This window comes from Azospirillum oryzae, assembly GCF_900177515.1.
Lineage (GTDB): Bacteria > Pseudomonadota > Alphaproteobacteria > Azospirillales > Azospirillaceae > Azospirillum > Azospirillum oryzae_A.
On record NZ_FXAK01000002.1, the window covers coordinates 481,354 to 506,290 of the forward strand.

Below are 24,937 nucleotides of genomic sequence, written 5' to 3' on the forward strand. Positions count from 1 at the left end.
ATGCTGGCCATGCCGCTATATTCGCTGCAGGTGTTCAGCCGCGCCATTCCGTCCGGCAACTACGACACCCTGATCATGCTGACGCTCATCGTCGTGCTTGCGCTGACGCTGAGCGGGTTGCTGGAAATGGTGCGCTCGCGACTGCTGGCCCGCGCCGGCAACGCGCTGGAGGTGCGGTGGCGCCGCCGGCTGACCGCCGACGCGCTGGACGCCGCCGGCCGCGGCCGTCCGGACAACGGCCCGCTCGCCGACCTGATGGAGCTGAAGGGCGCCTTCTCGCGTCCGTCGCTGCCGGCGCTGATGGATCTGCCCTGGGCGCCGCTCTACGTCATCGGCATCTACGTCATCCACCCGATGCTGGCGCTGGTGCTGGTGGTGTCGATGGCGATCATGGCGGTGATGGGCTGGATCGGCTATGTGGCCGTCAAGGACATCAACGACGAAAGCAAGCTGCCGGCCGGCCGCGCCCAGAAGCTGTTCGAGGCGCTGGCCTCCCGTTCCGACACCGTGCGCGGCCTGCGCATGGGCAATGCCTCGCTGGACGCCGTCAACCGCGACTTCCTGACCGCCAGCGCCATGCAGGGCCAGGGTTATGAGCGCAGCGCCGCCATCGGCGCCGCCACCAAGTGGGTCCGCATGGTCCTGCAGATCGCCGTGACGGGCATCGGCGCCTGGCTGGTGATCGAGCAGCACCTGTCCTTCGGCGGCATGATCGCCACCTCGATGCTGGTCGGCCGCGGCCTCGCCCCGATCGAGCAGACCGCCGGCGCCTGGGGCGGGCTGGTCCGTTCCGCCCAGGCCGTCCGCCGCCTGCTGCCGCTGCTGAAGCGCCTGTCGCGTGAGCCGGAGCGTCCCTCCGTGCCCGTCGAGAGCGAGCGCCTGACCGTCGAGAACCTGCTGTTCGTCTCCCCCCGCGACCAGAAGCCGATCCTGCGCAGCGTCACCCTGTCGGTCGAGCCGGGCGAGACCGTCTGCATCGCCGGCCCCAACCGCTCGGGCAAGTCGGTTCTGGCCCGCCTGCTGGCCGGTGTCGCCCTGCCGTCGGCCGGTACGGTGCGTCTCGGCGGCCTGTCCGTCGCCACCCTGACCCCCGACAGCCCCGAACAGGGCATCGGCTACCTGCCGCAGCAGGTCGATCTCCTGCCCGGCAGCATCGCCGACAACATCGCCCGCTTCACCAGCGCGACCCGCGAACAGGTGGAGGAGGCCGCCAAGGCCGTCGGCATCCACGAGTGGATCGAAAGCCTGCCCATGGGCTACGAGACCGAGGTCAACGATCCGCTGTCCCCGATCACCGGCGCCAGCGCCCGCCTGATCGGCCTTGCCCGCGCCGCCTTCGGCCAGCCGCCGCTGCTGGTGCTGGACGAGCCGACCGCCGGCCTGGACGAACTGGGCATCAAGGCGGTCCGCGCCTTCGTCGCGGCCTGCAAGGAGCGCGGGGCGACCACCATCGTCATGACCCACGCCCCGATCTTCGTCGACATGTCCGACCACACCTATGTCCTGAAGAACGGCATGGCGATGGAGCTGCCGCGTCCGGACCAGCAGCAGGCCCAGCCCGGCGCCGTCAACCTCGCCCGCCTCCGCAATCTCGGCCCTCAGGGTCCGTCCGCCGCCACGGCGGGGGCCGCCGGCTGACCGCCGGCACCGCCCTAAAGACCGACCCGACAGAGCCAAGGAAGCACCATGACCACGATGACCACGACCTTTCCCGCCCCGCTGTCCGGTGACAACGGTTCCGAAACCCCCGCCGGCAAGCCGTCGCGCAAGACGGCAACCATCACCTCGATCCATGCGCTGCGGGCGACGATGCCGGAAACCAGCGTGCGCGGCCTGCTGCTGGGCGGCTTCCTGGTCCTGGCGGTCGGCTTCGGCGGCATGACCGGCTGGGCGGCGGTGGCCCCGCTGCACAGCGCGATCAGCGCCATGGGCTCGCTGGCGCCGGAGACCGGCCGCAAGGTGGTGAAGAACACCGAGGGCGGCGTCATCAGCGCCATCCTGGTCCAGGAAGGCGACCGCGTCGAAGCCGGTCAGGTCCTGATGCGGCTGGACAGCACCGAGGCGCAGACCCGCCTCGACATGCTGAACGCCGCGCTGGTGGACACGCTGGCCGCCGAAGCGCGCCTGTCGGCCGAGCTGTTCGAGAAGCCCGCCATCGAATGGCCGGCCGCGCTGACCGCTCGCCGCGGCAAGGAGCCGGCGGTCGACAACGCCATGCTGAACCAGGAGAAGCTGTTCCAGGTCCGCCGCAACCAGCTGGAGACCGAGGCCAAGCTGACCCAGGACCGCATCGCCACGCTGGGCGACGAGGTGAAGAGCCTGGAGCAGCAGCGCGCCTTCCTGAACCGCGAGATCAAGCTGTCGGACGAGGACATCCAGATCACCCAGGGCCTGCTGGACCGCGGCAACTCCACCCGCACCAAGCTGGTGGCGGCGCAGAAGGAGAACGCCCAGCTCCACGCCCAGGACCATGAACTGGAAGCCCGCATGTCGCAGTCGCGCCAGCAGGCGGTCGACGCCCAGGGCGATCTGGTCCGCCGCCGCAGCGACTTCCGCGAGAAGGTGCTGGTCGAGCTGGACAAGGCGCGCGGCGACGCCCAGAAGCTGGCCGAGCAGATCCGCGACGCCAAGAACCGCCTGGACAACCGCACCATCAAGGCGCCGGACGCCGGCAACGTCGTGATGTACGGCCACCCGGCCGTCGGCGGCACCATCACCGCGAACGAGCCGGTGCTGGACATCGTCCCCGACGACAAGGCCCTGCTGGCCGAGGTCCGCATCCAGCCGAAGGACATCAAGTCGATGGCCGTCGACCTGCCGGTGAAGGTGCAGCTGACCGCTTATGACAGCCGCGTCGTCGGCACCATCGACGGCACCGTCTCCTACGTCTCGGCCGACCGCCTGACCGACAACGCGACCCGCCAGGAATATTACCTGGCCCGCATCCGGCTGAAGGATGCCGACAGCCACGAGGTCCGCAACATGAAGATCAAGGCCGGCATGCCGGTGGAGGCCCGCATCGTGCTGTCCGCCCGCACTCCGCTGGACTATCTGATCCAGCCGCTGAGCCAGTCCTACGTGAAGGCGTTCATCCAGGAGTGATGCTGACGGCGTTAGACCCCCACCTTAATCCTCCCCCGCTGGGCGGGGGAGGAGACTGCCGCCACTCTCCCGAACAAGCACTCTCTCCCTCCCCCGCCCAGCGGGGGAGGGTTGGGGTGGGGGCATCGTCAGCCATCCCCTCCCCAAACAGAAAAAGCCCCCGTCCATCCGGCCGGGGGCTTTTTCTTTGCACAGGAACCTCAGCTTTTGCCCGGCCGCAAATCCGGCTTCGGCGGAATCGCCATCGGGGTCGGCAGCGGCTCCGGCATCTGGATCGCTTCCGTCTGCGTCCGCGTGCGGCGGGATGCCGCACGGTCCTCGGCGAGACGGTCCATCGCCTGCTGGCGCTGCGCCTCGGTGGTCAGGTCGGTCGGGCGCGGCGGGACCGTACCCAGGTTGGGGTAGTCGGTCCGCTCCCCGGTCATGTTGCGGATAGGCGACGAATTGTCGCTGACCGGCGAAGGCTCGCCGGTGACGGCGCCCAGAAGGCCGGTGTCCAGCGCCCGGTCGCTGCAGGCCGACATCCCGAAAACCATTGGTATTCCGACGACTAGGGCGCCGAATACCCGTCCGGCCGCCGCGATGCCCCGACCGTCCCCCTGATTGCCCGTTGCCATCATCCTTCCCCATCCCTGGCCGATACGCCACACTTGTGCGACGATCTATGAAATGAAATGTTCACATCAGCGGTGTATGAGAGGTTCCGGATTTCTCCCGCACCGCAACCGAAGGCCGGACCTCCGCACGCCATCGACAGCGACGCCACCAACAGCGACAAGGTGCAGACCGCCCCCAGAGAACGCCCGCAAGCCTATATAGCCGCCCGTCCGCAAGGCCCAAAGCCCAATCTGGGGCATGGCGGGCCGAGGCGGACCCCGGTGGCCGAGACGATGTGACCGAGACGACGCGACACCCGCCCAAAGAAGAAGGACCGTGCTCATGGCCGAGACCAAGGCCCCCCCCAGGCTTCCACCCCGGCTTCCCCCCAGGTGCCCGACGTCAAGCTTCCCGATCCGGTCGAGATGTCGCGGGCGATGACCCGCATCGCCGAACAGAGCCAGCGGCTGGTCTCCGAATTCCTCGCGCGCCAGGCCTCCGACGGCGCCGGCCCGAAGAGCCCGGATCCGATGGGCGTCGGCCATGCCTTCCTCGAGATGACCACCCGCATGATGGCCGACCCGGCCAAGCTGATGCAGGCGCAGATGTCGCTGTGGCAGGACTACCTGACCCTGTGGCAGCGCACCACCCAGCGCTTCTTCGGGCAGGAGACGCAGCCGGTCATCGCGCCCGCCAAGGACGACCGCCGCTTCAAGGACGCCGCCTGGGACGAGAACACGCTGTTCGACTTCATCAAGCAGTCCTACCTGCTGAGCGCCCGGTGGATGCAGTCGACCGTCAATCAGGTCGACGGTCTGGACGACCACACCGCCAAGAAGGTCGATTTCTACACCCGCCAGTTCGTCGACGCGATGGCGCCCTCCAACTTCGTCATGACGAACCCGGAGGTGCTGCGCGCGACCATCGAGAGCGGCGGCGAGAATCTGGTCAAGGGGCTGGAGCATCTGCTGAAGGACCTGGAGCGCGGCAAGGGCGAGCTGCGCATCTCCATGACCGACTACGACGCCTTCCAGCTGGGCAAGAACATCGCGGTCACGCCGGGCAAGGTCGTCTTCCAGACCAGCCTGATGCAGCTGATCCAGTACACCCCGACCACGCCGGACGTGAACAAGCGTCCGCTGATGATCGTGCCGCCCTGGATCAACAAGTTCTACATCCTCGACCTGCGCGAGAAGAACAGCTTCATCAAGTGGGCGGTCGACCAGGGCCACACCGTCTTCGTCCTGTCCTGGGTCAACCCGGACGAGACGCTGGCGGCCAAGGGCTTCGAGGACTACATGGTCGAAGGCCCGCTGGCCGCGCTGGACGCCATCGAGAAGGCGACCGGCGAGAAGGACGTGAACGCCATCGGCTATTGCCTGGGCGGCACGCTGCTGGCCTCGACGCTGGCCTACATGGCGGCCAAGAAGGACGACCGCATCAAGTCGGCCACCTTCTTCACCACCATGCTGGACTTCACCGAGGCCGGAGAGCTGTCGGTCTTCATCGACGAGGAGCAGCTGACCTTCATCGAAGGGCAGATGGCCGAGCAGGGCTATCTCGACGGCTCCAAGATGGCGACCACCTTCAACATGCTGCGCGCCAACGACCTGATCTGGTCGTTCGTCGTCAACAACTACCTGCTGGGCAAGGACCCGTTCCCGTTCGACCTGCTGTACTGGAACGGCGACAGCACCCGCATGCCGGCGGCGATGCACAGCTTCTATCTGCGCAACATGTACCAGAAGAACATGCTGGCGCAGCCGGGGGCGGTGACGCTGAAGGGCGTTCCGATCGACCTGGGCAAGGTCAAGGTCCCGACGCTGTTCCTGTCGGCGCGCGAGGACCACATCGCCCCGTGGAAGAGCACCTACAGCGGCGCCCAGCTGTTCAGCGGCCCGGTGAAGTTCGTGCTCGGCGCCTCGGGCCACATCGCCGGCGTCGTCAACCCGCCGGCGGCCAACAAATACTGCTACTGGACCAGCGACAAGCTGGCCAAGACCTCCGACGAGTGGCTGGAGAAGGCGACCCAGACCCCCGGCTCCTGGTGGCCGGAATGGAACAAGTGGGTCGGCCAGTATGCCAACGGCAAGGTTCCCGCCCGCCAGCCCGGCGACGGCGCCCTGCCCGCCCTGGAGGACGCGCCGGGGTCCTACGTCAAGGTCAAGAACGGGTAAGTCAGGGTTCGCCCGCTTATCCCTACGGAAAACCCCCGCCCCTCCCGGCGGGGGTTTTCCTTTCCGGTCCAATCCGATAGTGTTACGCACGCGCACGTTAAGGGTTTGTTTGCCCTTTTCACGCCACCTAAGGCCTGCGCACATTCGCACGCCCCGGGGATCCGCCGTCCATGCCATCCGATGCCCAAACCGCTACGATGGGAGCCGCCACGGCGGCGATGGCGAACGCCGAACCGGTGAAGCTCGCCGAACGCTACGAGATTCAGCCGGGCGCGCCGATCCCGCTGCTGAACGCGGTCGGCGGCAACGCCTTCACCGCCAAGGCTCTGCGCGAGAAGCGGATCGAGCCCTTCGCCGTCATCTGCCACGCCTCGATCCTGCCGCGGATGGACATCTGCTCCACCGTCGGCAGCCTCGACAACGCCACCCACATGCGGCTGCTCGACTGGGGGCTGGTGGACTGGCCGCAGGACCGCGGGCGGCGCTATTGCCTGGTGTTCGAACGGCCGGGCGGCAAGCGGCTGATGGGCTCGCTGACCGACACGCTGGATCCGATGCCGGAAGACCAGCTGACCCGGCAGATCATCCACCCGCTGGTCTCGGCGCTGAAGGAGCTGTCGAGCCGCGGCGTCGTCCATGGCGCGATCCGCCCGACCAACCTGTTCTACCGCGACCTCGCCGGCGGCGGGCTGATGCTGGGCGAGTGCGTGTCGGCGCAGCCCGGCTACGGCCAGCCGGTCCTGCTGGAGACGATCGAGCGCGGCATGGCCAATCCCGCCGGGCGCGGCACCGGCACCATGGCCGACGATCTCTATTCGCTGGGCGTCACCCTGCTGATCCTGGCGCTCGGCCGCAACCCGCTGTCCGGGCTCGACGACGAGGCGGTTCTGCAGGCGAAGCTGGAGCGCGGATCCTACCCGGCGCTGGTCCAGCAGCACCGGCTGCCGCTGGCGATCAACGAGGTGGTGCGCGGCCTGCTGGTGGACGATCCCAAGCAGCGCTGGACCCTGAACGACCTCGACCTCTGGGTGGCGGGCCGCCGGCTCAGCCCGAAACAGCCGCAGATCTCCCGTCGCGCCGCCCGGCCGCTGGAATTCCAGGGGTCGGAATACTGGCATTGCCGGACGCTGGCCCGCGCCTTCGCCCGCCATGCCCCCGCCGCCGCCTCCGTCATCGAAAGCGGCGAACTGGACAAGTGGCTGCGCCGGTCGATGGGCGACGACGTGCGGGCGGAGGCGGTCAACAACGCCATCCAGACCGCCTCCAGCGGCAAGGGCGGCAGCCAGGGCGACCGGCTGGTGGCGCGCGTCTGCATCGCGCTCGACCCCGCCGCCCCCATCCGCTACCGCGGCCGGGCGATGATGCCGGACGGTATCGCCACCATGCTGGCCGACGCCTTCATGCGCGGCGAATCCCCCCAGGCGGTGGCGGAGGTGATCGCCAACCAGCTTCCGATGTTCTGGGTCAACGTCCAGACCGACTTCAAGCCGGAATTCGTGCCGCTGGTGCAGACCTTCGACCAGCTGCGCGGCTTCCTCGACCGCTCCAGCCACGGGCTGGGGGTGGAGCGCGTGCTGTACGAGATGAACCCGACCATGCCCTGCATGAGCAGCCTGGTCGCCAAGCAGCTGCCGACCTCGCCGGCGGAGTTGCTGCGGGCGCTGGACTGGATCGCCGCCGGGGGCGAGCGACACAAGGACCCCATCGACCGCCAGATCGCCGCCTTCCTGGGCGCCCGCAACAAGCGCGGTGACGAGTTGCTCTATACCCAGCTCGGCAGCGGGGTGGAGCCGATGCGGCGCATCATCGCCATGCTGACCATCCTGTCCGACATCCAGGCCCGCACCGGCGTCGATGGGCTAACCCATCTGGCCAGTTGGGTGGTGGCTCTGCTCGACCCCGCCTTCCGCCGCTTCCACAACCGGCCGCAGCAGCAGGAGGTGCGCAAGATGGCCGACGCCGCCGCGCACAACGGCCGGCTGACCGAGCTTTTGAAGGTGGTGGACGATCCCGAGGCGCTGCGCCGCGACCGGCTGGCGTTCGAGGCGGCGCAGATCGCCTACCGCGAGGCCGATGCGGAGATGGACAAGATCCGCCACACCATCGCCGACCGCAATTCCATCATCGAGACGTCGGGCCGGCAGGTCGCCGCCATCGCGTCCAGCCTGCTGTCGACCGTGCTGGTCGCCGGCATCATCCTGTTCTTCGCCTTCTGACCGGAAAACGGGGGGATCGCCATGGCGCGCAAGAAGAAGAAGAAGGGCGGCGGCCTCACGCTGATCCTGCTGATCATCCCGGCGGCGCTGATCGTGCTGCCGACGACCATCCTGTTCGGCATCGGCATGATCCCGACCATCGTCGCCTATGTCGTCGACCGCGACCCCGACAAATCGGCGCCGATCACCGTCGGCGGGCTGAATTTCTGCGGCTGCATGCCCTTCGCCATCGATTTGTGGAAGCACCAGCACACCATCGGCGCCGCCGCGAAGGTGTTCGCCGACCCGCTGGCCTGGCTGGTGATGTATACCGCCGCCGCCGTCGGCTGGGGCCTCTATTACGGCATCCCGCCGCTGGTCGCCGGGATGGAGGTCACCCGCGCCGAAAAGCGGGTGGAGGTGCTGAAGCAGAAGAAGGTGGCGCTGGTCCAGGAATGGGGGCCGGACGTCGCCGGTGACTATTTCGACGAGTCCGGCGGCATGGAGCCCGACGCCGGGATGGAAGGCGCCTGACGGACGATCTTGCAACCGACACCATCGCCGGTGCATGATCGGCGGCGAAGGTCGCAAGGTCGGCCATGAGGTTCGGATGTTCAGCGTCAGCCAGGATGAAGCCGCCGCAATCCAGAAGGCGTTTCACGAGAGCGGCGAGTGGGCGGCGGTCGTCGAGTTGCGGCGGCATTTCCACATTCAGGACAATGTGCACGCCCTGAACGCCGTGCGGTCCATCGTGCGATGGGCCCAGCCCCCACAACCGCAGCAACCGGCGCCCGCATCTCCCGCCTGACCCCACCCGCTTGACATGCCTCAGACGGTCAGGGCGGCCACCGCCCGCGCCACCTCGGCATGGATGGAGTCCTGCTGCTTGAAGCCCTCCGCCGTTTGCGTCAGGTAGCTGGCGACCAGCAGCGGCGCGCGCCCCTCCGGCCAGACGATGGCGATGTCGTTGGCGGTGCCGTTGGTGCCGGTCCCCGTCTTGTCCCCCACCCGCCAGCCGGCCGGCAACCCGGCGCGCAGGCGTTTGTCGCCGGTCTTGTTGGCGACCATCCAGTCGATCAGCTGCCGGCGCGAGTCCGGCCGCAGCACGTCGCCGAGCATGAGCCGCTGCATGCTGCGCACCATGGCGGCGGGCGTGGTGGTGTCGCGCGGATCGCCGGGGATGGCGGTGTTCAGCGTCGGCTCGTTGCGGTCCAGACGGGTGGTCTTGTCGCCGATGCCCCGCATGAAGGCGGTGAGGCCGACCGGATTGCCGATGCCCGGCAGCAGCAGGTTGGCCGCGACATTGTCGCTGAGCGTCACCGCCGCCTCGCACAGTTCCGCCACCGTCGGCGGTGTGCCGTTCAGCCGCGTTTCGGCGAAGGGCGCATAGGGCACCAGATCGGCCTTGGTCACCGGGATCCGCCGGTCCAGCCGGTCCTTGCCCTGGTCCACAGTCTTCAGCACGGCGGCAGCCAATAGAAATTTGAAGGTGCTGCACATCGGGAAGCGTTCGTTCCCGCGCCAATCATGCAGCGTGCCATTCCCGCTGTCGAGCACCGCGACGCCCAGCCGGCCGCCGCTGCGCGCCTCCAGTTCCGTCATCTTGGCGGCCAGCGCATCGCTGCCCGATGCCTTTCCGGCCTTGGATTTGTTGCTTTCCGCAGCCTGCGCCCCAGCCACCGCCCCACCCGCCGACAGCAGCAGAACCCCGCCGGTCGCCGCCAGGAATCCCCGTCTTCCGATCATCTCCAACCCCGTTTTCCGCTGTTGCGATGGCCGGACGATAGAAAGCCGGGGGTCCGCGAACAAACGAGCTTTCCTTACGGAAGGTACAAATTAAACTTATGCCTCGCTTCGGCGGCGCCATGGCAGGCTATGGGCCGCCGCGGATCAGGGAGGGGAACGGGCCGATGCCTTTGCGTCAGGAGATGGAAACGGACCGCTTCGAGGCGACGGCCGAGGACGGCAGCACCCATGCCGTGGTCGAGACGACCAGCTTCATCCAGATGGTGACCTTCCGCGGCCCCGCCGGCTGGGTTCCGGAGAGCAAAAGCTATCGCGTCGACGGCGGCGAAGCGGTGGAGCCGACGCCGGACGGCGGCTTCCGCCTCGCCGCGTCGGGGCTGTCGCTGCGGCGCATCGGCTGAGCCGCCTCACGCCCCCTGCCTGACATTGCGCAGGATGAAGCCGCTCTGCGGCGGCGCCGGCATGCGCGACAGGTCGATGGTCAGGTCCTGCGGCGGCACCTCGTAGCGCATGGCTCCGCACAGTTGGCGCAGGGCGCCCTTGACCAGCGCGATGGTGATCCATTCCCCCGGACAGCGGTGACCGGCCCGGACGTCGCCGCCGCCCTGCGGCACCAGCGCATTCTCATCGGGCGGCTCGGGCGGCAGAAAGCGCTCCGGCCGGAAGGCCTCGGGGTCGGGCCACAGGCGGGGGTCGTGATTGGTGCCGTGCAGGTCCGCCAGCACCCAGTCCCCCTCTTCGAAGCGATGCCCGCGCCATTCGAAGGGCTGCAGCACCCGTCCGCCGATCATCGGGAAGAAGGGATAAAGCCGCCGCACCTCCTGGGTGAAGGCCTCCAGCTCCGCGTCGCTTCCGCCCGCCAGCCGCTCGCGCCACTCCGGATTGCGGTGCAGGGCATGGGCGGCGAAGACGATGTAGAGCGCGACGGCGACGGTGGGGCGCAGCAGGTTGATCAGTTCCACCGCCGCGACCTTCGCCGGCAGCGGCGATCCGTCGGCGTCGCGATGGCTGGCGACCGCCTGCAGCGCGCTATCCGCCGGCACGCTCAGCCGGCCCTGCCGCACCTCCTCGACCAGCCCGCGGATCCAGCGCTCCGACCGCCGGCGCAGCAGCTGTCCGCGCCAGTTGCGCGGCCCCGCCGTGCCCGACCCGTCGATCATCGCCGCGAATTCGCGCGTCCGTTCCTCCAGCTCGCCCTCGCCCAGCGGCACGCCGGCCCAGTCGCAGGCGGCGCCGCACAGGATCTCGCGGACCTCGTCGAGCAGGACGATGTCCCCGCCCCGTGCCTCCCACCCGCGGATGCGCGCCTGCCATCGTGCGTCAGCCAGCGCCACCAGCCGCTGGATGGACTGGGGTGACATCAGCCCCAGAAACAGGCGCTTGCGCTGGCGGTGCGCCTCGCCGTCCAGGGTCTGGACGCTGCCGCGGTCCTGCAGCAGGGTCAGCGTGGTGGTGGGCATGGCGCCCCTGCGGGTGAAGCGGCCGGGCACATAGAACTGCGCCACCGCGTCGCGCCCGCTGATGCAAACCGCCCGGCGCAGCATCAGGCGCGTCGTGAACACATCGCTGTGCAGGCGTCGGCAGCGCCGCGGAATGAAGTCGTAGCCCTCCCGCAGCAGCGCCAGGGTGCTGTCCCAGGCGCCGTCGCTGGGCAGGCCGTTCGAACGTCCGGTCATCGTCATCGCCAGGCCGACCCTCCTGCAGCCCCACCTCCTCCGGCCGGGGCGCCGTCGGTTCCGGGGACTGACGCCCAGTCAACACCGGGCGGCGCCTTCCGTTTCCGGGCTTGGTGCAGCGTGCCGCCCGCACGGACGACAAATCCCTTGAACCCACTCCGCCAAGGGATATGTTAGTTTATCCTAATTTACAGGCTTCCGACGTCAGGATGGTCCAGGCGATGACCTCAACGCTGGGCGACACAGAACTCAACACCTCGGATTTCGAGACACGGGCCGCGGAGGCGGAAGGCTTCCTGCGCTCCATCGCCAGCCGCCACCGGCTGATGATCCTGTGCAGCCTTCTGGAAGGCGAGATGCAGGTGGGCGAGCTGGTGCGCCGCCTCGGCCTGTCGCAATCCAATCTGTCGCAGCACCTCGCCAAACTGCGCGAGGAGGGTCTGGTCGCCACCCGCCGCCAGGGCACCGCGATCCATTACCGCATCGGCTCCGACCGCGTGCGTCCGATCCTCGGCGACCTCTACCACCTGTTCTGCGCCACGGGCGATCCCGGTGAAATCCCCCTCTCCCCCCCGGGGAGAGGGTCGGGGTGAGGGGGTCGCACGGCGGGACCCTTGTGAAAATCCTGCAACGCACCCCCCTCACCCTAACCCTCTCCCCGGGGGGGAGAGGGGACTCCCTCACGTCCCCACCAACTCCCCCGCCGCCGCCACCTTTTGCTGCCTCGCCCCCCGCTGCGGCGGCAGGGTGGGCGCGTCGCCACGCAGCACGACGTAGATCGCCGGGATCACCAGCACGGTCAGCAGCGTCGAGCTGAGCAGCCCGAACAGCAGCGAGATCGCCAGCCCCTGGAAGATCGGGTCGGTCAGGATGAACGCCGCGCCGATCATCGCCGCGACCGCCGTCAGCAGGATCGGCTTGAAGCGGATCGCCCCCGCCTCCAGCACCGCCTCGCGCACGCTCATTCCGCGCTCGCGCAGGTGTCGGACGAAGTCCACCAGCAGGATGGAGTTGCGGACGATGATGCCGGCCAGCGCGATGAAGCCGATCATCGAGGTCGCGGTGAAGGCCGCCCCGAACAGCCAGTGGCCGAGCACGATGCCGATCAGCGTCAGCGGCACCGGCACCAGGATCACCAGCGGAAGCTTGAAACTGCCGAACTGGCCGACCACCAGCAGATAGATGCCGAGGATCGCCACGCCGAAGGCCGCCCCCATGTCGCGGAAGGTGACATAGGTGATCTCCCACTCGCCCTCCCACAACAGCGCCGGCTTGCTCTGGTCCTCGGGCTGGCCGTGCAGCAGGATTTCCGGCTCCGCCCCCAGACCGGCGGCCTTCCAATCGACCGCCTTCAGGCGGTCCTGCACCGCCAGCATGCCGTAAATCGGCGCCTCGAACCGGCCGGCGAGGTCGGCCATCACCATCTCGGCATAGCGGCCGTTGCGGCGGAACAGCGGGTAGGAGGCCGGCTCCCGCGCCATGGTGACGAGGTCGCCCAGTTCCACGGTTCCACGCGCACCCGGCACCGGCGTGGCGAGGATGCGTTCGGACAGGAACAGCCCGGATTTCGGCAGCTGCACCGCGATCTCGATCGGATTGCGTCCGGCGCCGCGGTGGGAATAACCGACCGGCACGCCGCCGACCAGCGCCTGCAAGGTGTCGTAGACCGCCTGTTCCTCGACGCCGTGGAACTCCAGGCTTTCATGGTCGAGCGCGAAGCGCAGCCGCTCGCCCGGCGGACGGACGGTGTTGTCGACGTCGACGATGAAGTCGACGCTGCGGAAGGCGTCCTCGACGATGTGCGCCGCCTTCTGCCGCGTCGCCGCATCCGGGCCATAGACCTCGACCAGCAGGGTGGAGAGCACCGGCGGGCCGGGCGGCACCTCGACCACCTTGACCGTCGTGCCGTCCGGCACCGCCAGCGCCTTCAGCCGGGCGCGGACGTCGAGCGCGATCTCGTGGCTGCTGCGGCTGCGCTCGCCCTTCGGCGCGAGGTTGACCTGCAGGTCGCCCTGCTCCGGCTGGTCGCGCAGGTAATAATGCCGGACCAGACCGTTGAAGTTGAAGGGAGATGCGGTGCCGCTGTAGGCCTGGACGCTTTCCAGCTCCGGCAGGTCGGCGATCGCCCGCGCCGCATCCAACAGCACCCGCTCGGTCTCCTCCGGCGAGGCGCCGTGCGGCAGGTCGACGACGACCTGCAGTTCCGACTTGTTGTCGAAGGGCAGCAGCTTCACCGCCACGTCCTTGGTGTAGAACAGCGCGGTCGAGGCCAGCGTCGCCACGCCGACCACCAGCAGGAAGGTCCAGGCCCGCCGCTTGCTGCGGATCAGCGGCCGTGCCACCGCCAGATACATCCGCCCCAGCCTGCCGCCGCCGTCATGACCTTCGCCGTGACCGCCGCCGCCATGCCCGGCGGCCGGCGTTTCGCCGGGGCGCAGCTTCACCATCAGCCAGGGCGTCAGCACCATGGCGACGAAGAAGCTGAACACCATCGCCGCGGAGGCGTTGGCGGGGATCGGGCTCATGTACGGCCCCATCAGGCCGGACACGAACATCATCGGCAGCAGCGCGGCGATGACGGTCAGGGTGGCGATGATGGTGGGGTTGCCGACCTCGGCCACCGCCTCGATGGCGGCCTGCACCTTGGACCGGCCGTCCTTCATCGCCCAATGGCGGTCGATGTTCTCGACCACGACGATGGCGTCGTCCACCAGGATGCCGATGGAGAAGATCAGGGCGAACAGGCTGACCCGGTTGATGGTATAGCCCATCAGCCAGGACGCGAACATGGTCAGCAGGATGGTGGTCGGGATGACGATCAGCGTCACGATGCCCTCGCGCCAGCCGATGGCCAGCACGATCAGCGCGACGATGGTGACGGTGGCGAGCGCCAGATGGAACAGCAGCTCGTTCACCTTCTCGTTGGCGGTCTCGCCGTAGTTGCGGGTGACGGTCAGCGTCAGGCCCTTCGGCAGCGACTCCCTTTCGATGGCATGGACGCGCTCCAGCACCCGCTCGGCGATGGTGACGGCGTTGGCGCCGGCCCGCTTGGCAATGGCGAGGGTGACGGCCGGCGTGCGGACCAGCCCGCCCTTGCCGTCCGGCGTCATCGTCCAGGCCATGCTCTCGTCCGTCCGCGAGCCGACGACGATGTCGGCCACATCCTTGACATAGACCGGGCGTCCGTCACGGGTGGTGACCAGCAGCAGGCCGATGTCCGCCGTCCCCTGCAGGGTCTGGCCCGCCACCACCGGCAGGCTGCCGCCCTGGGCCCGCACCGATCCGACGATGAAGGACCGGTTGGCGTTCTTCACCTTGTCGACCAGCTGGTTCAGCGTCACCCCATAGAGCGCCAGCCTTTCCGGGTCGGGTTCCACCCGGATCTGGTCGGGCCGCCCGCCGACGAGATAGCTCTTGCCGACATCCTCGACCTGGACCAGCTGGGCCAGCAGCTCGTCGGCGACGCCGTGCAGCGCGGTGTCGGTCCAGCGCCCCGCCTCCTCCGGCTTGGGCGACAGCGTCAAGGTCAGGATCGCCACGTCGTTGATGCCGCGCCCGACGATCAGCGGCTCGGGAATACCAAGCGGGATGCGGTTCATGTTGGCGCGCACCTTCTCGTGCACGCGCAGGATGGCGTCGTCGGACGAGGTGCCGACCAGGAAACGGGCGGTCACCACCACCCGGTCGTCCATGGTCTGGCTGTAGGTGTGCTCGACCCCGTCGATGCCCTTGACGATCTCCTCCAGCGGCTTGGTCACCAGCTCGACCGCGTCGTCCGCCTTCAGCCCGTCGGCGCGGACCAGGATGTCGACCATCGGCACGCTGATCTGCGGTTCCTCCTCGCGCGGCAGCGACATCAGCGCGACGGCGCCGACCACCAGCGAGGCCAGCAGCAGCAAAGGTGTCAGGGGCGAGCGGATGAAGGTCCGCGTCAGCACCCCGGAAATGCCGAGCTTCATCACACGCCCTCCGGCCGGACGATCACGTCGCCCGGCTTCAATCCCGACAGCACCTCGATCCCGCCGGGCCGGCCGTCCAGCGCGGGGATCGGCCCGCCGACCTGGACCGGCGTTTCGCTGCCGTCGGCCAGCCGCAGGAAATCGGTGCCGAAGCGGCGGACGATCCAGTCCGGCGGCACCACGATGGCCTGCCGCGTGCCGGTCGCCACATAGACGCGCACCCGTTCGCCGACGAAGAAATCGCCCAATCCGCTGACCGTCGCGTCGGCGACCACCTGCCCGCCCGACAGCTCCGGATAGACCTGCCGCACCGTGCCGCGCTTCAACGCCGCATCGGCGGCCGGGGCAGTAGCCTGTGGCGAGGCCGGCGCCAGCCCGCGGTTGCCGACCAGCACCGGGTCGCCCTCATGCATGAAGCGGGCATGGCGCTCCGGCAGGTGCAGGCGCAGCACGTAGGTCTCGGTGGCGATGCTCGCCACCGTCTCGCCGGGCACCACCACCGCGCCGTCGATCGCCTTGACCTGCAGGATGCGGCCGTTGGCGGGCGCCAGCACCTCCCCCTCGCGCAGCTGCTGCTCGACCACCGAGCGCTCCGCCTTCATGGCGGCGATCTGGGCGCGGGCGACGTCCACCGCCGACTGCGCGTCGTCCAGCCGCTGCTGCGTGCCCGTCCCGCTGGCGCGCAGGCGCCGCGCCCGGTCCAGCTCCAGCTCGGCCTGATGCTGCTGCGCCTGCAAAGCCTGGATGCGGGCGTCCAGCGAGGCGATCTGCAGGGGCAGCTTCGGATCGCGGACGGTGGCGATCAGCTGTCCGGTGGTGACCTTGTCCCCCTCCTTCACCTTCAGCTCGGCGATGGTGCCGCCGATGCGGGTGCGGGCCAACGTCTCGTGAACGCTTTCCACCGTGGCGAAGACGGCCTTCAGATCCTCCACCGGGCGGGGCTGGATGGTGATGCCGGCCGGCTGCTGGGCACGTGACGCCGATGGAAACGCCACGGACAGCAGGGCCAGGGCGAGTGGGGCGGCCAGACGGGCTGGAAAGGATCGACGGGACATGGGGCCACCTCGGACGGCAGGAACGAACGGATAGGTGCGGCGGACGCCTGTTGACCTTTAATTTAGAATACTCTAATTTAGTGTCAATGAATGATTCGGATGGCCGCCATATCCGCTCCGCGGCGCGCCTGCTGAAGGCGATCGCCAACGAACGGCGCCTTTCCATCCTCTGCCATCTGGCGCACGGGGAGATGTGCGTCGGCGCGCTCGTGGCCGCCATCGGGCTCAGCCAGTCGGCCCTGTCGCAGCATCTGGCCCGGCTGCGCGCCGACGGCCTCGTCCGCACCCGGCGCGACGGACACTCGATCGTCTACGCGCTGGCCAGTGCCGAGGCCGCCGCGGTGATCGGCGTGCTGTCGGGCCTCTATTGCGACGGACCGCCGCCGGACCATTCCTCGACACCCCCTCCCTCCCCACCGGAGACACGGACATGAGCATCGATCGTATCGTGATGGCCTTCGCCGGGACCATGATCCTGGTCAGTCTGGTGCTGTCGCAGTTGCACAGCCCGCAGTGGCTGTGGCTGACCGCCTTCGTCGGCGCCAACCTGCTGCAGGCGTCCTTCACCCGCTTCTGCCCGCTGGCGATGATCCTGAAGCGGCTGGGCGCGCGCTCCGGCGTCGCCTTCTCCTGACGGGGCGGCGGCGCACATCTTCCACAAATGCAAGGCCCGCCGGTCGATCCGTCGAGATGACCGAGAAGAAGGCCTGCCTTAGGAGAGGAAACAGCAATGGCGCATATCGTCGTTCTCGGCGCGGGCATCGGGGGAATCCCGATGGCCTACGAGATGAAGGAACTGGCACGGCCGGAGGACCGGATCACCGTCGTGTCGAACAGCGACAGCTTCCAGTTCGTGCCGTCCAACCCCTGGGTGGCGGTCGGCTGGCGCAAGCGGGAGGACATCACCGTCCCGCTTGCCGAGCCCTTCGCCCGCAAGGGCATCGCCTTCACCCCCGTCGGCTGCCGCCAGGTGCGGCCGGAGGAGAACCGGCTGGAACTGAACGACGGCACCAGCCTCGACTACGACCAGCTGGTGATCGCCACCGGTCCCGAGCTTGCCTTCGACGAGATCGAGGGCTTCGGTCCGCAGGCCAACACCATCTCCATCTGCCATGTCGACCATGCGGTGGAGGCGGCCGAGCGGTGGGAGGCCTTCTGCCGCGACCCCGGCCCGCTGGTGATCGGCGCTGTGCAGGGCGCCTCCTGCTTCGGCCCGGCCTACGAGTTCGCGATGATCGCCGACGCCGACCTGCGCCGCCGGAAGATCCGCCACAAGGTCCCCATCACCTTCATCAGTTCGGAACCCTATGTCGGCCATCTCGGGCTGGGCGGCGTCGGCGACACCAAGGGGCTGCTGGAATCGGCGCTGCGCGAGCGTCACATCAAGTGGATCGTCAACGCCCGCACCGACCGCTTCACCCCCGACGCCGTGCATGTCACGGAAATGGACGAGGCAGGCCGGGAGAAGGCAACGCATGTGGTCGAAAGCCGTTTGACCATGATGCTGCCGGCCTTCCGCGGCATCGCCGCCCTGCGCGGCGCCGACGGGCTGGTCAACCCGCGCGGCTTCGTCCTGGCCGACAAGCACCAGCGCAACCCGACCCACCGCAACGTCTTCGGCGTCGGCGTCTGCATCGCCATCCCGCCGGTGGAAAAGACGCCGGTGCCGGTCGGCGTGCCGAAGACCGGCTATATGATCGAAACGATGGTCACCGCCGCCGCGCGCAACATCCGCTCCCTGCTCGACGGCAAGGAGCCGGTGGAGGAAGCGACCTGGAGCGCGCTGTGCCTCGCCGATTTCGGCGACAGCGGCGTCGCCTTCGTCGCCATGCCGCAGATTCCGCCGCGCAACGTCAACTGGTCGTCGCACGGGCGCTGGGTCCATTTCGCCAAGATCGGGTTCGAGCGATATTTCCTGCGCAAGGTCCGCAAGGGCATCAGCGAACCGGTGTACGAACGCTATGTGCTGAAGCTGCTGGGCGTGAAGCGGGTGCAGGAGCCGGCGACCGGCGAGGTTTGAGGCTGCGAGGAGGTGGGCGCGGTTTCCGCTGGCGCGGCCGGGCCGGTTGAGGCCATGCTCCCTGCAATGCCGGACACCGGTCGATCCGGTGTCCGCAATCCAGGGAGACAGAGCAAAGTGACCGCGCCCTTCATCCTCTACGGCAACGTGAATTCCCAGCCCGCGACCCGCATCGGGCTGTTCTTCCGCCTGGGTGGCATTCCCTTCCAGTACCGCCATATCGACCTGCGCAACGGCCAGCAGAAGTCGCCCGAGTATCAGGCGATCAACCGCTTCGGCCGGGTGCCGACATTGGTGCATGGCGACCGCTCGATTTCCGAATCCAGCGTGATCCTGACCTATCTGGCCGAGCAGACCGGCCAGTTCGGCGGCCGTGACGATCTCGAAAAGATCCGCCTCGCCGAATGGCTGAGCTGGCTGGCCGACGTGCTGCTGCCGGTCCAGCGCGCCCGCGCGGTGCGCAAGTTCAACGGCGACGCCAACGCCCTGCCCTGGATCGATGCTTCGGCTGCCAGCGGCCTGAAGCTGTTCGACCAGCATCTGGCCGGCCGCAGCTTCATCGAGGGCGAACGTCTGACCATCGCCGACATCTTCGCCTTCCCCTGGATCGACCTGCTGAACGAATCGGGGATCGACGCCAAGGACTACCCCAACGTCCAGGCCTGGGCCGACCGCATCCGTGCCCAGCCGGGCTACAAGCCGCAATACGAGCTGATGCCGTCGGCGGATGCGGAGTGCTGAGGGTCGTATTCTAGCGGAGTTAGACCCCCACCCTAACCCTCCCCCGCTGGGCGGGGGAGGATAGGTGGGGGTCTAACTCCGCATATCGTCGATCACCTTGCCGTCGTTCGCCAAGCTCCCCGGCGCCACGAACTCCACCGCGCCCTTCAGCTTGGTCACCGACGCCAGCGTCTCGCGGATGGCGGCGGACAGCGCCTCTCCGCTCTCCTCCGCCTCGCAGCGCAGCGTCATCGTATCGCTGGCATCCTGCCGCCCCACCACCAGACGGGCGCGGCCGATCTGCGGATGGCGGCGCAGCACCTCCGCCACCTGGGACGGGTGGACGAACATGCCCTTGACCTTGGTGGTCTGGTCGGCGCGGCCCATCCAGCCCTTCAGCCGCATGTTGGTCCGGCCGCAGGGGCTGGTCCCCGGCAGCACCGCCGACAGGTCGCCGGTGGCGAAGCGGATCAGCGGATAGGCCGGATTGAAGATGGTCACCACCACCTCGCCGACCTCGCCGTCGGGAACCGGGTCGCCGGTGCCGGGGCGGACGATCTCGACGATGCAGCCCTCGTTCACCACCAGCCCCGACCGCGCCTCGGTCTCATAGGCGACGATGCCGAGATCCGCGGTTCCGTAGCACTGGTAGACCTCCAGCCCGCGCGCCTCGTAGAAGGCGCGGGCGTCGGGCAGGTAGGGACCGCCCGACACGCTGGCGATGCGGATCGACGACACGTCCAAGCCCAGCGCGTCGCCCTTCTCCAGGATGATCTTCAGGAAGTCGGGCGTGCCGATATAGCCGCGCGGCTTCAGGCTGGCGACGACCTGGGCCTGCATCTCGGTGTTGCCGGTGCCGGCGGGAATGACGGCGCAGCCGACGGCGTGCGCCCCGGTCTCGAACATCGAGCCGGCGGGTGTCAGGTGATAAGCGAAACAATTGTGGGCGAGGTCGCCGGCGCGGAAACCGGCGGCGAACAGCGCGCGGGCGCTGCGCCAGGGATCGACGCCATGCGGCTCCGGATCGTGGATTGGGCCGGGGGAGGCGAAGACGCGGGCCAGCCGGCCGATCTCCACCGCCGCCAGACCGCCGAAGGGCGGGTTCGCCTGCTGCAGCGCAATCAGGTCCGACTTCCGCGTCACCGGCAGGGTGGCCAGCGCGTTCCGGTCGTGGATCGACGCCGGGTCGATGTCGGCCAGCAGCGCGCGGAAATAGGGCGCCGCGTCCTTGGCATGGTGCAGATGGGCGGGCAGCGCCGCGAACTGCTCGGCCTCGCGCCGGTCGGAGGAACGGGTTTCGAGGTCGTCGTAGAAATCGGTCATGGTCGTTCGTCCGTTCAGGGGTCGGCCGAGGTGACACGGGAGAGTTGCCGCCCTCAAATCCAGCGCTTGCGCCGCTTGAAGCTCTTCAAGTTCTTGAAGCTCTTGCGCTCCTCGTTGCCGCCGCCGAGGTAGAATTCCTTCACGTCCTCGTTGTTGCGCAGCTCTTCGGCGGTGCCGTCCAGCACGACCTTGCCGTTCTCCATGATGTAGCCGCGGGATGCTGCCTGCAGCGCCATGCGGGCGTTCTGCTCCACCAGCAGGATGGTGACGCCAAGGTCCTTGTTGATCTGCTGGACGATGCTGAACACCTCCTTCACCATCAGCGGCGACAGCCCCATGCTGGGCTCGTCCATCAGGATCAGCTTCGGCCGGGCCATCATCGCGCGGCCGATCGCCAGCATCTGCTGCTCGCCGCCGGACAGGTAGCCGGCAAGGCCGGTGCGTTCCTTCAGCCGGGGGAAATAGCTGAAGACCATGTCCAGGTCGTCCTTCACCCCGCTGTCGCGGCGGGTGTACGCGCCGAGCCGCAGGTTCTCCAGGCAGGTCATGTCGGCGATGATGCGCCGGCCCTCCATCACCTGGAAGATGCCCTTGCGGACGATCTGGTCGGGGTCGATGCCGTTGATGCGCTCGCCGTTGAAGGTGATGTCGCCGCGGGTGACCTCGCCGTCCTCGGTCTTCAGCAGGCCGGAGATCGCCTTCAGCGTCGTCGATTTGCCGGCGCCGTTGGCGCCCAGCAGGGCCACGATCTCACCCTCCGGCACCTCCAGGCTGAGGCCGCGGAGCACGAGGATCACGTCGTTGTAGACGACCTCGATGTTGTTGACGGACAGCATCATCCGCTTCGCAGCCGTGACGGGCGGTGCGACTGGAGCGTTGGTCGAAGCGGCCGTGGCGGTGGTCAGCATGCGGCACCTGAACTGTTCGGAAGAAGGGGGGCGCCCCCGCCGGAAACGGGGCGGAGGCGCCGGGTACTTGTCGACTTACCAGCCCAGCCATTCCGGCTTGCGCGGGACGTCGACGGTGGTCAGCTTCTCCAGCTTGATCGTGCCGGCCTTGACCAGCTCGTCCACGCTGGCGCCGGTGTCGCCGCCGACCTTGGCGCGGTAGATGTTGACCGCCGTCATGCCGCGGTGGTCGTTCTCGGTCCAGGTCGACGGAACGCAGACGCCCTCAAGCCCGGCCGGGACCCAGTCCTTCTTCTGGTACATCGCCTTGCGGATGTTCGGACCGGTGACGCCGCCGTTCTTCGACGCCCAGTCCATCGCCTCCTTCATGATGAAGGCGGTGCAGACGCCGGCCATGTAATGCACCGGACGGTAGGCGGTGCCGGCCGCGTCGGACATCTTGGAAATCTCCTTCAGCGTCTTCATGCCCGGCACCTCGGCGTTCCAGGTCACCGCGGTGCGCATCGGGAACACCACGCCGTCGGCGGCCGCGCCGGCAGCCTTGGCGGCGTTCTCATCCATGCCCCAGACGTTGCCCATGAACTGCACCTTGGCGCCGACCGTCTGGCAGGCCTTCAGCACCGAGATGTTGGAGCCGGCCGTGTTGCCGAGATAGGCGTAGTTGACGCCGGACTGCTTCAGCGTCAGGCACTGGGCGGTGTAGTCGCCGGGGGTCAGGGCGAACTGCACGGCCGGCAGCACCTCGAATCCCAGCTCCTTGGCCAGCTGCTCGCCGGCTTCCTTGGGCGCGTTGGGATAGGGGTGGTTGGCGCCCATGTGGACGTATTTCGGCTTGCCCTGGCCGCCCTGCTTCTTCCAGTCCTCCGCCGCCCACATCAGCATGCCGCGCAGCGCGTCGGAATATGAGGGACCGTAGAAGAAGTTGTAGGGCGCCGGCTTGGAGCCGTGCGGGCCCTTGCCGGTCGGGTCGGTCAGGTGGCCGGAGTAGGAACCGGAATAGGCCGGGATCTCGTCCTTGCCGACGAAGCCGGTCAGCGCCTCGGTGTCGGCGGTGCCCCAGCCCTGCAGGGCCGCGATCTTGTCGCTGCCCGACGACCACTTCTTGTACTGGCTGATGGCGCGCGGCGCCTGATAGCCGTAGTCGACGGTGTCCACCGCCAGCTTGGTGCCGTTGACGCCGCCATGGGCGTTGATATAGGCCAGCGCGTCCGACACGCCCTGCGCATAGGGCACGCCGACGTCGGAGGTGGCGCCGGACTGGTCCGCCAGATGGCCGACCGGGATGTCGGCGTAAGCCGTGGCGGAGGTCGCCAGCAGGAGCGCAGAGGTCGCGAAGAGCGCGGTCTTGATCGACATGGTGCGTTTACTCCCCATTCTGTTCTGTTTGTTGATCGGCAAAAGCGTACGCGTCAGTGCGAGAAGGGATAGAGCTTCCAATAGGCCTTGATCTGCTTCCAGCGGTGGGCCAGCCCGTCGGGCTCGAACACCAGGAACAGGATGATGACGAGGCCGATCGACATCTCGCGCAGGAAGGCGATGTTGTCCTTCAGGTTCAGCGCGGTATCGATGGCGGTGCCGCTGACCAGCTTGGTCAGGGCCTGCATCGCCTCGGGCAGGAAGACCATGAAGGCGGTGCCCATCAGCGTGCCCATGATCGAGCCGAGACCGCCGATGATGATCATGCCCAGGAACTGGATCGAGAAGAGGATGGTGAAGCCCTCGACCGACACGAACTGCAGGTAATGGGCGTAGAGCGCGCCGCCGATGCCGGCGTAGAAGGCGGAGATGCCGAAGGACATCGTCCGGTACTTCGTCAGGTTGATGCCCATGATCTCGGCGGAGAGATAATGGTCGCGCACCGCCACCAGGGCGCGGCCGTCGCGGGTCCGCATCAGGTTGGTGGCGAGGATGTACATCACCACCAGCGCCACCAGGGCGACGTAGAAGTACCGCTCGTCGGTGTCGAAGGCGAAGCCGAAGATGGTCAGCGGCTCGGCGATGGTGCCGGCGGTGCCGCCGGTGAACCAGTCGGCGCGGGCGAAGAAGTCCTGCAGGATATACTGCGCCGCCAGCGTGGCGATGGCGAGATACAGGCCCTTCAGCCGCGCCGCCGGCATGCCGAACAGCAGCCCGACCAGCGTGGTGACCACGCCCGCCAGCGGGATGGCCAGCGCCACCGGGACGCCCAGGCTGTTGTTCAGCCAGGCCGAGGCGAAGGCGCCGAAGCCGAAGAAGGCGGAATGGCCGATGGAGATCTGGCCGGTGAAGCCGACCAGGATGTTCAGGCCCAGCGCCGCGATGCCGAGATAGCCGATCTGGATCAGCAGGCTGAGCCAGTAGCGGTCCATGAAGGCCGGGCAGGCCAGCAGCAGGACCACGCCCAGGATCGCGAAGTTGCGGCTGGTCTTCGTCGGGAAGATGGTGGTGTCGGTCCCGTAGGACGTCTTGAAATCGCCGCTCGGGATGATGCTGATGTTCGCCATGGGGGCCTCACACGCGCTCGATGTCTTTGGTGCCGAACAGGCCGTATGGCTTGATCATCAGGATGGCGATCAGGACGTAGAAGGGCGCGATCTCGTACATGTTGCCCCAGTTCAGCCACTGGCTGTCCAGGTAGTGCGCCATGTTCTCCAGCACGCCGACGATCAGGCCGCCGACCACAGCACCGATGACGCTGTCGAGACCGCCGAGGATCACCGCCGGGAACACCTTGATGCCGAAGAAGGACAGCGCCGACGACACGCCGTTGACCACGCCCACCGTCACGCCGGCCACCGCAGACACCATGGCGGAGATCGCCCAGCTCATCGCGAACATGTGGCGGACCGAGATGCCGAGAGACTGCGCCACCTGCTGGTCGAAGGCGGTGGCCCGCATGGCGAGGCCGGTCCGCGAGTATTTGAAGAACCAGCCGAAGGCCGCCATGATCAGGATCGAGATGACCAGCGACATGACGTAGACGGTCTGCACCTCCAGCCCGAACAGGTTGACGGTGGGGCTGGCGAAGATCGGCGGGAAGGGCTTGGCGAAGACGCCGAACATCCACTTCATCGCCGCCTGGAAGACGATGGACAGGCCGATCGTCACCATGATGACGGAGATGATCGGCTCGCCGATCATCGGCCTCAGGACGACGATCTGCAGGATGACGCCGAAGGCCAGCATGAAGACCAGCGTGATCGGGAAGCCGATCCAGAAGGGCAGCTGCCAGCTGGTCAGCAGCCACCAGCAGGTCCAGGCGCCGATCAGCAGGAATTCGCCCTGCGCGAAGTTGACGATGCGGCTGGCCTTGTAGATCAGCACGAAGGACATGGCGACCACGCCATACAGCGCGCCGACGATCAGGCCGTTGACGAGAAGCTGAAACAGAAGGGTCATGGCGTGGCCTCTTTCTGTCCCTCTCCCGCCCCGGGAGAGGGGGACCGCGAAGCGGTCGGGTGAGGGGTCATCCAAGGATCA

Annotated in this window: 22 protein-coding genes; 12 read left to right on the forward strand and 10 right to left on the reverse strand. The window is 68.0% G+C overall.

The features are described 5' to 3' along the window. Positions 1-9 precede the first annotated feature (9 nt). On the forward strand, positions 10-1,638 hold the full coding sequence (locus B9N97_RS05280) for a type I secretion system permease/ATPase (protein WP_244560559.1): 1,629 nt from the start codon (positions 10-12) through the stop codon (positions 1,636-1,638). Between the two features lie 48 nt (positions 1,639-1,686). Next, entirely contained in the window at positions 1,687-3,102 is a 1,416-nt protein-coding gene (locus tag B9N97_RS05285; protein WP_085084070.1) for an HlyD family type I secretion periplasmic adaptor subunit, read from the forward strand. Positions 3,103-3,302: 200 nt separating this feature from the next. Here the strand turns inward: B9N97_RS05285 and B9N97_RS05290 are convergent, their stop codons facing one another. Continuing rightward, positions 3,303-3,638, reverse strand: a complete 336-nt coding sequence (locus B9N97_RS05290) for a hypothetical protein (protein ID WP_244560560.1) — start codon at positions 3,636-3,638, stop codon at positions 3,303-3,305. Positions 3,639-4,136: 498 nt separating this feature from the next. Between B9N97_RS05290 and B9N97_RS05295 the strand changes: the two genes are divergently transcribed. From B9N97_RS05295 to B9N97_RS05310, 4 genes are all read left to right on the forward strand, one after another. After that, entirely contained in the window at positions 4,137-5,876 is a 1,740-nt protein-coding gene (locus B9N97_RS05295; protein WP_143266440.1) for a PHA/PHB synthase family protein, read from the forward strand. 170 nt (positions 5,877-6,046) lie between these two features. Continuing rightward, a complete protein-coding gene (locus B9N97_RS05300; protein WP_244560561.1) occupies positions 6,047-8,092 on the forward strand; it encodes a protein kinase family protein in 2,046 nt (681 codons plus the stop codon). A gap of 21 nt (positions 8,093-8,113) precedes the next feature. Continuing rightward, positions 8,114-8,605, forward strand: a complete 492-nt coding sequence (locus tag B9N97_RS05305; protein ID WP_085084074.1) for a hypothetical protein — start codon at positions 8,114-8,116, stop codon at positions 8,603-8,605. A 34-nt stretch (positions 8,606-8,639) separates the two neighbouring features. Next, a complete protein-coding gene (locus tag B9N97_RS05310) occupies positions 8,640-8,879 on the forward strand; it encodes a hypothetical protein (RefSeq protein WP_085084077.1) in 240 nt (79 codons plus the stop codon). A 20-nt stretch (positions 8,880-8,899) separates the two neighbouring features. Here B9N97_RS05310 and bla read toward each other — a convergent pair whose 3' ends face one another. After that, a complete protein-coding gene (bla, locus tag B9N97_RS05315; protein ID WP_085084699.1) occupies positions 8,900-9,817 on the reverse strand; it encodes a class A beta-lactamase in 918 nt (305 codons plus the stop codon). Between the two features lie 164 nt (positions 9,818-9,981). On the opposite strand from bla, the gene B9N97_RS05320 reads away from it, so the two are divergent. Continuing rightward, complete coding sequence (locus B9N97_RS05320; protein ID WP_085084701.1) at positions 9,982-10,218, forward strand: hypothetical protein; 237 nt, start codon at positions 9,982-9,984, stop codon at positions 10,216-10,218. Positions 10,219-10,224: 6 nt separating this feature from the next. Here the strand turns inward: B9N97_RS05320 and B9N97_RS05325 are convergent, their stop codons facing one another. Then, entirely contained in the window at positions 10,225-11,493 is a 1,269-nt protein-coding gene (locus tag B9N97_RS05325; RefSeq protein ID WP_143266362.1) for a cytochrome P450, read from the reverse strand. Between the two features lie 221 nt (positions 11,494-11,714). Between B9N97_RS05325 and B9N97_RS05330 the strand changes: the two genes are divergently transcribed. Further along, entirely contained in the window at positions 11,715-12,086 is a 372-nt protein-coding gene (locus tag B9N97_RS05330; protein WP_085084081.1) for an ArsR/SmtB family transcription factor, read from the forward strand. Between the two features lie 87 nt (positions 12,087-12,173). On the opposite strand, the gene B9N97_RS05340 is transcribed toward B9N97_RS05330, so the two are convergent. Both B9N97_RS05340 and B9N97_RS05345 read right to left on the reverse strand, forming a co-directional pair. Continuing rightward, entirely contained in the window at positions 12,174-15,452 is a 3,279-nt protein-coding gene (locus B9N97_RS05340) for an efflux RND transporter permease subunit (protein WP_085084085.1), read from the reverse strand. Then, a complete protein-coding gene (locus tag B9N97_RS05345; protein WP_085084087.1) occupies positions 15,452-16,507 on the reverse strand; it encodes an efflux RND transporter periplasmic adaptor subunit in 1,056 nt (351 codons plus the stop codon). Before B9N97_RS05345 ends, B9N97_RS05340 begins: the two co-directional genes overlap by 1 nt. A gap of 86 nt (positions 16,508-16,593) precedes the next feature. Here B9N97_RS05345 and B9N97_RS05350 point away from each other — a divergent pair, with 86 nt between their 5' ends. From B9N97_RS05350 to B9N97_RS05365, 4 genes are all read left to right on the forward strand, one after another. Beyond that, complete coding sequence (locus B9N97_RS05350; protein ID WP_085084089.1) at positions 16,594-16,941, forward strand: ArsR/SmtB family transcription factor; 348 nt, start codon at positions 16,594-16,596, stop codon at positions 16,939-16,941. Then, on the forward strand, positions 16,938-17,141 hold the full coding sequence (locus tag B9N97_RS05355) for a YgaP family membrane protein (RefSeq protein ID WP_085084090.1): 204 nt from the start codon (positions 16,938-16,940) through the stop codon (positions 17,139-17,141). Before B9N97_RS05350 ends, B9N97_RS05355 begins: the two co-directional genes overlap by 4 nt. 96 nt (positions 17,142-17,237) lie before the next feature. Next, the gene (locus B9N97_RS05360; protein WP_085084092.1) at positions 17,238-18,527 is read left to right on the forward strand and encodes an NAD(P)/FAD-dependent oxidoreductase; all 1,290 of its coding nucleotides are present in this window, start codon (positions 17,238-17,240) and stop codon (positions 18,525-18,527) included. Positions 18,528-18,644: 117 nt separating this feature from the next. Beyond that, on the forward strand, positions 18,645-19,268 hold the full coding sequence (locus tag B9N97_RS05365) for a glutathione S-transferase family protein (RefSeq protein ID WP_085084094.1): 624 nt from the start codon (positions 18,645-18,647) through the stop codon (positions 19,266-19,268). 72 nt (positions 19,269-19,340) lie between these two features. Here the strand turns inward: B9N97_RS05365 and B9N97_RS05370 are convergent, their stop codons facing one another. From B9N97_RS05370 to B9N97_RS05390, 5 genes are all read right to left on the reverse strand, one after another. Further along, entirely contained in the window at positions 19,341-20,570 is a 1,230-nt protein-coding gene (locus B9N97_RS05370) for a phenylacetate--CoA ligase family protein (protein WP_085084096.1), read from the reverse strand. Between the two features lie 53 nt (positions 20,571-20,623). Beyond that, positions 20,624-21,406, reverse strand: a complete 783-nt coding sequence (locus tag B9N97_RS05375; RefSeq protein WP_208621169.1) for an ABC transporter ATP-binding protein — start codon at positions 21,404-21,406, stop codon at positions 20,624-20,626. A gap of 147 nt (positions 21,407-21,553) precedes the next feature. Next, positions 21,554-22,834 (reverse strand): ABC transporter substrate-binding protein, encoded by a 1,281-nt coding sequence (locus B9N97_RS05380; RefSeq protein WP_085084100.1) that lies wholly within the window; start codon positions 22,832-22,834, stop codon positions 21,554-21,556. Between the two features lie 53 nt (positions 22,835-22,887). After that, entirely contained in the window at positions 22,888-23,961 is a 1,074-nt protein-coding gene (locus B9N97_RS05385) for a branched-chain amino acid ABC transporter permease (protein ID WP_014187950.1), read from the reverse strand. Between the two features lie 7 nt (positions 23,962-23,968). Then, the gene (locus tag B9N97_RS05390; RefSeq protein ID WP_085084102.1) at positions 23,969-24,856 is read right to left on the reverse strand and encodes a branched-chain amino acid ABC transporter permease; all 888 of its coding nucleotides are present in this window, start codon (positions 24,854-24,856) and stop codon (positions 23,969-23,971) included. Positions 24,857-24,937: the final 81 nt, after the last annotated feature.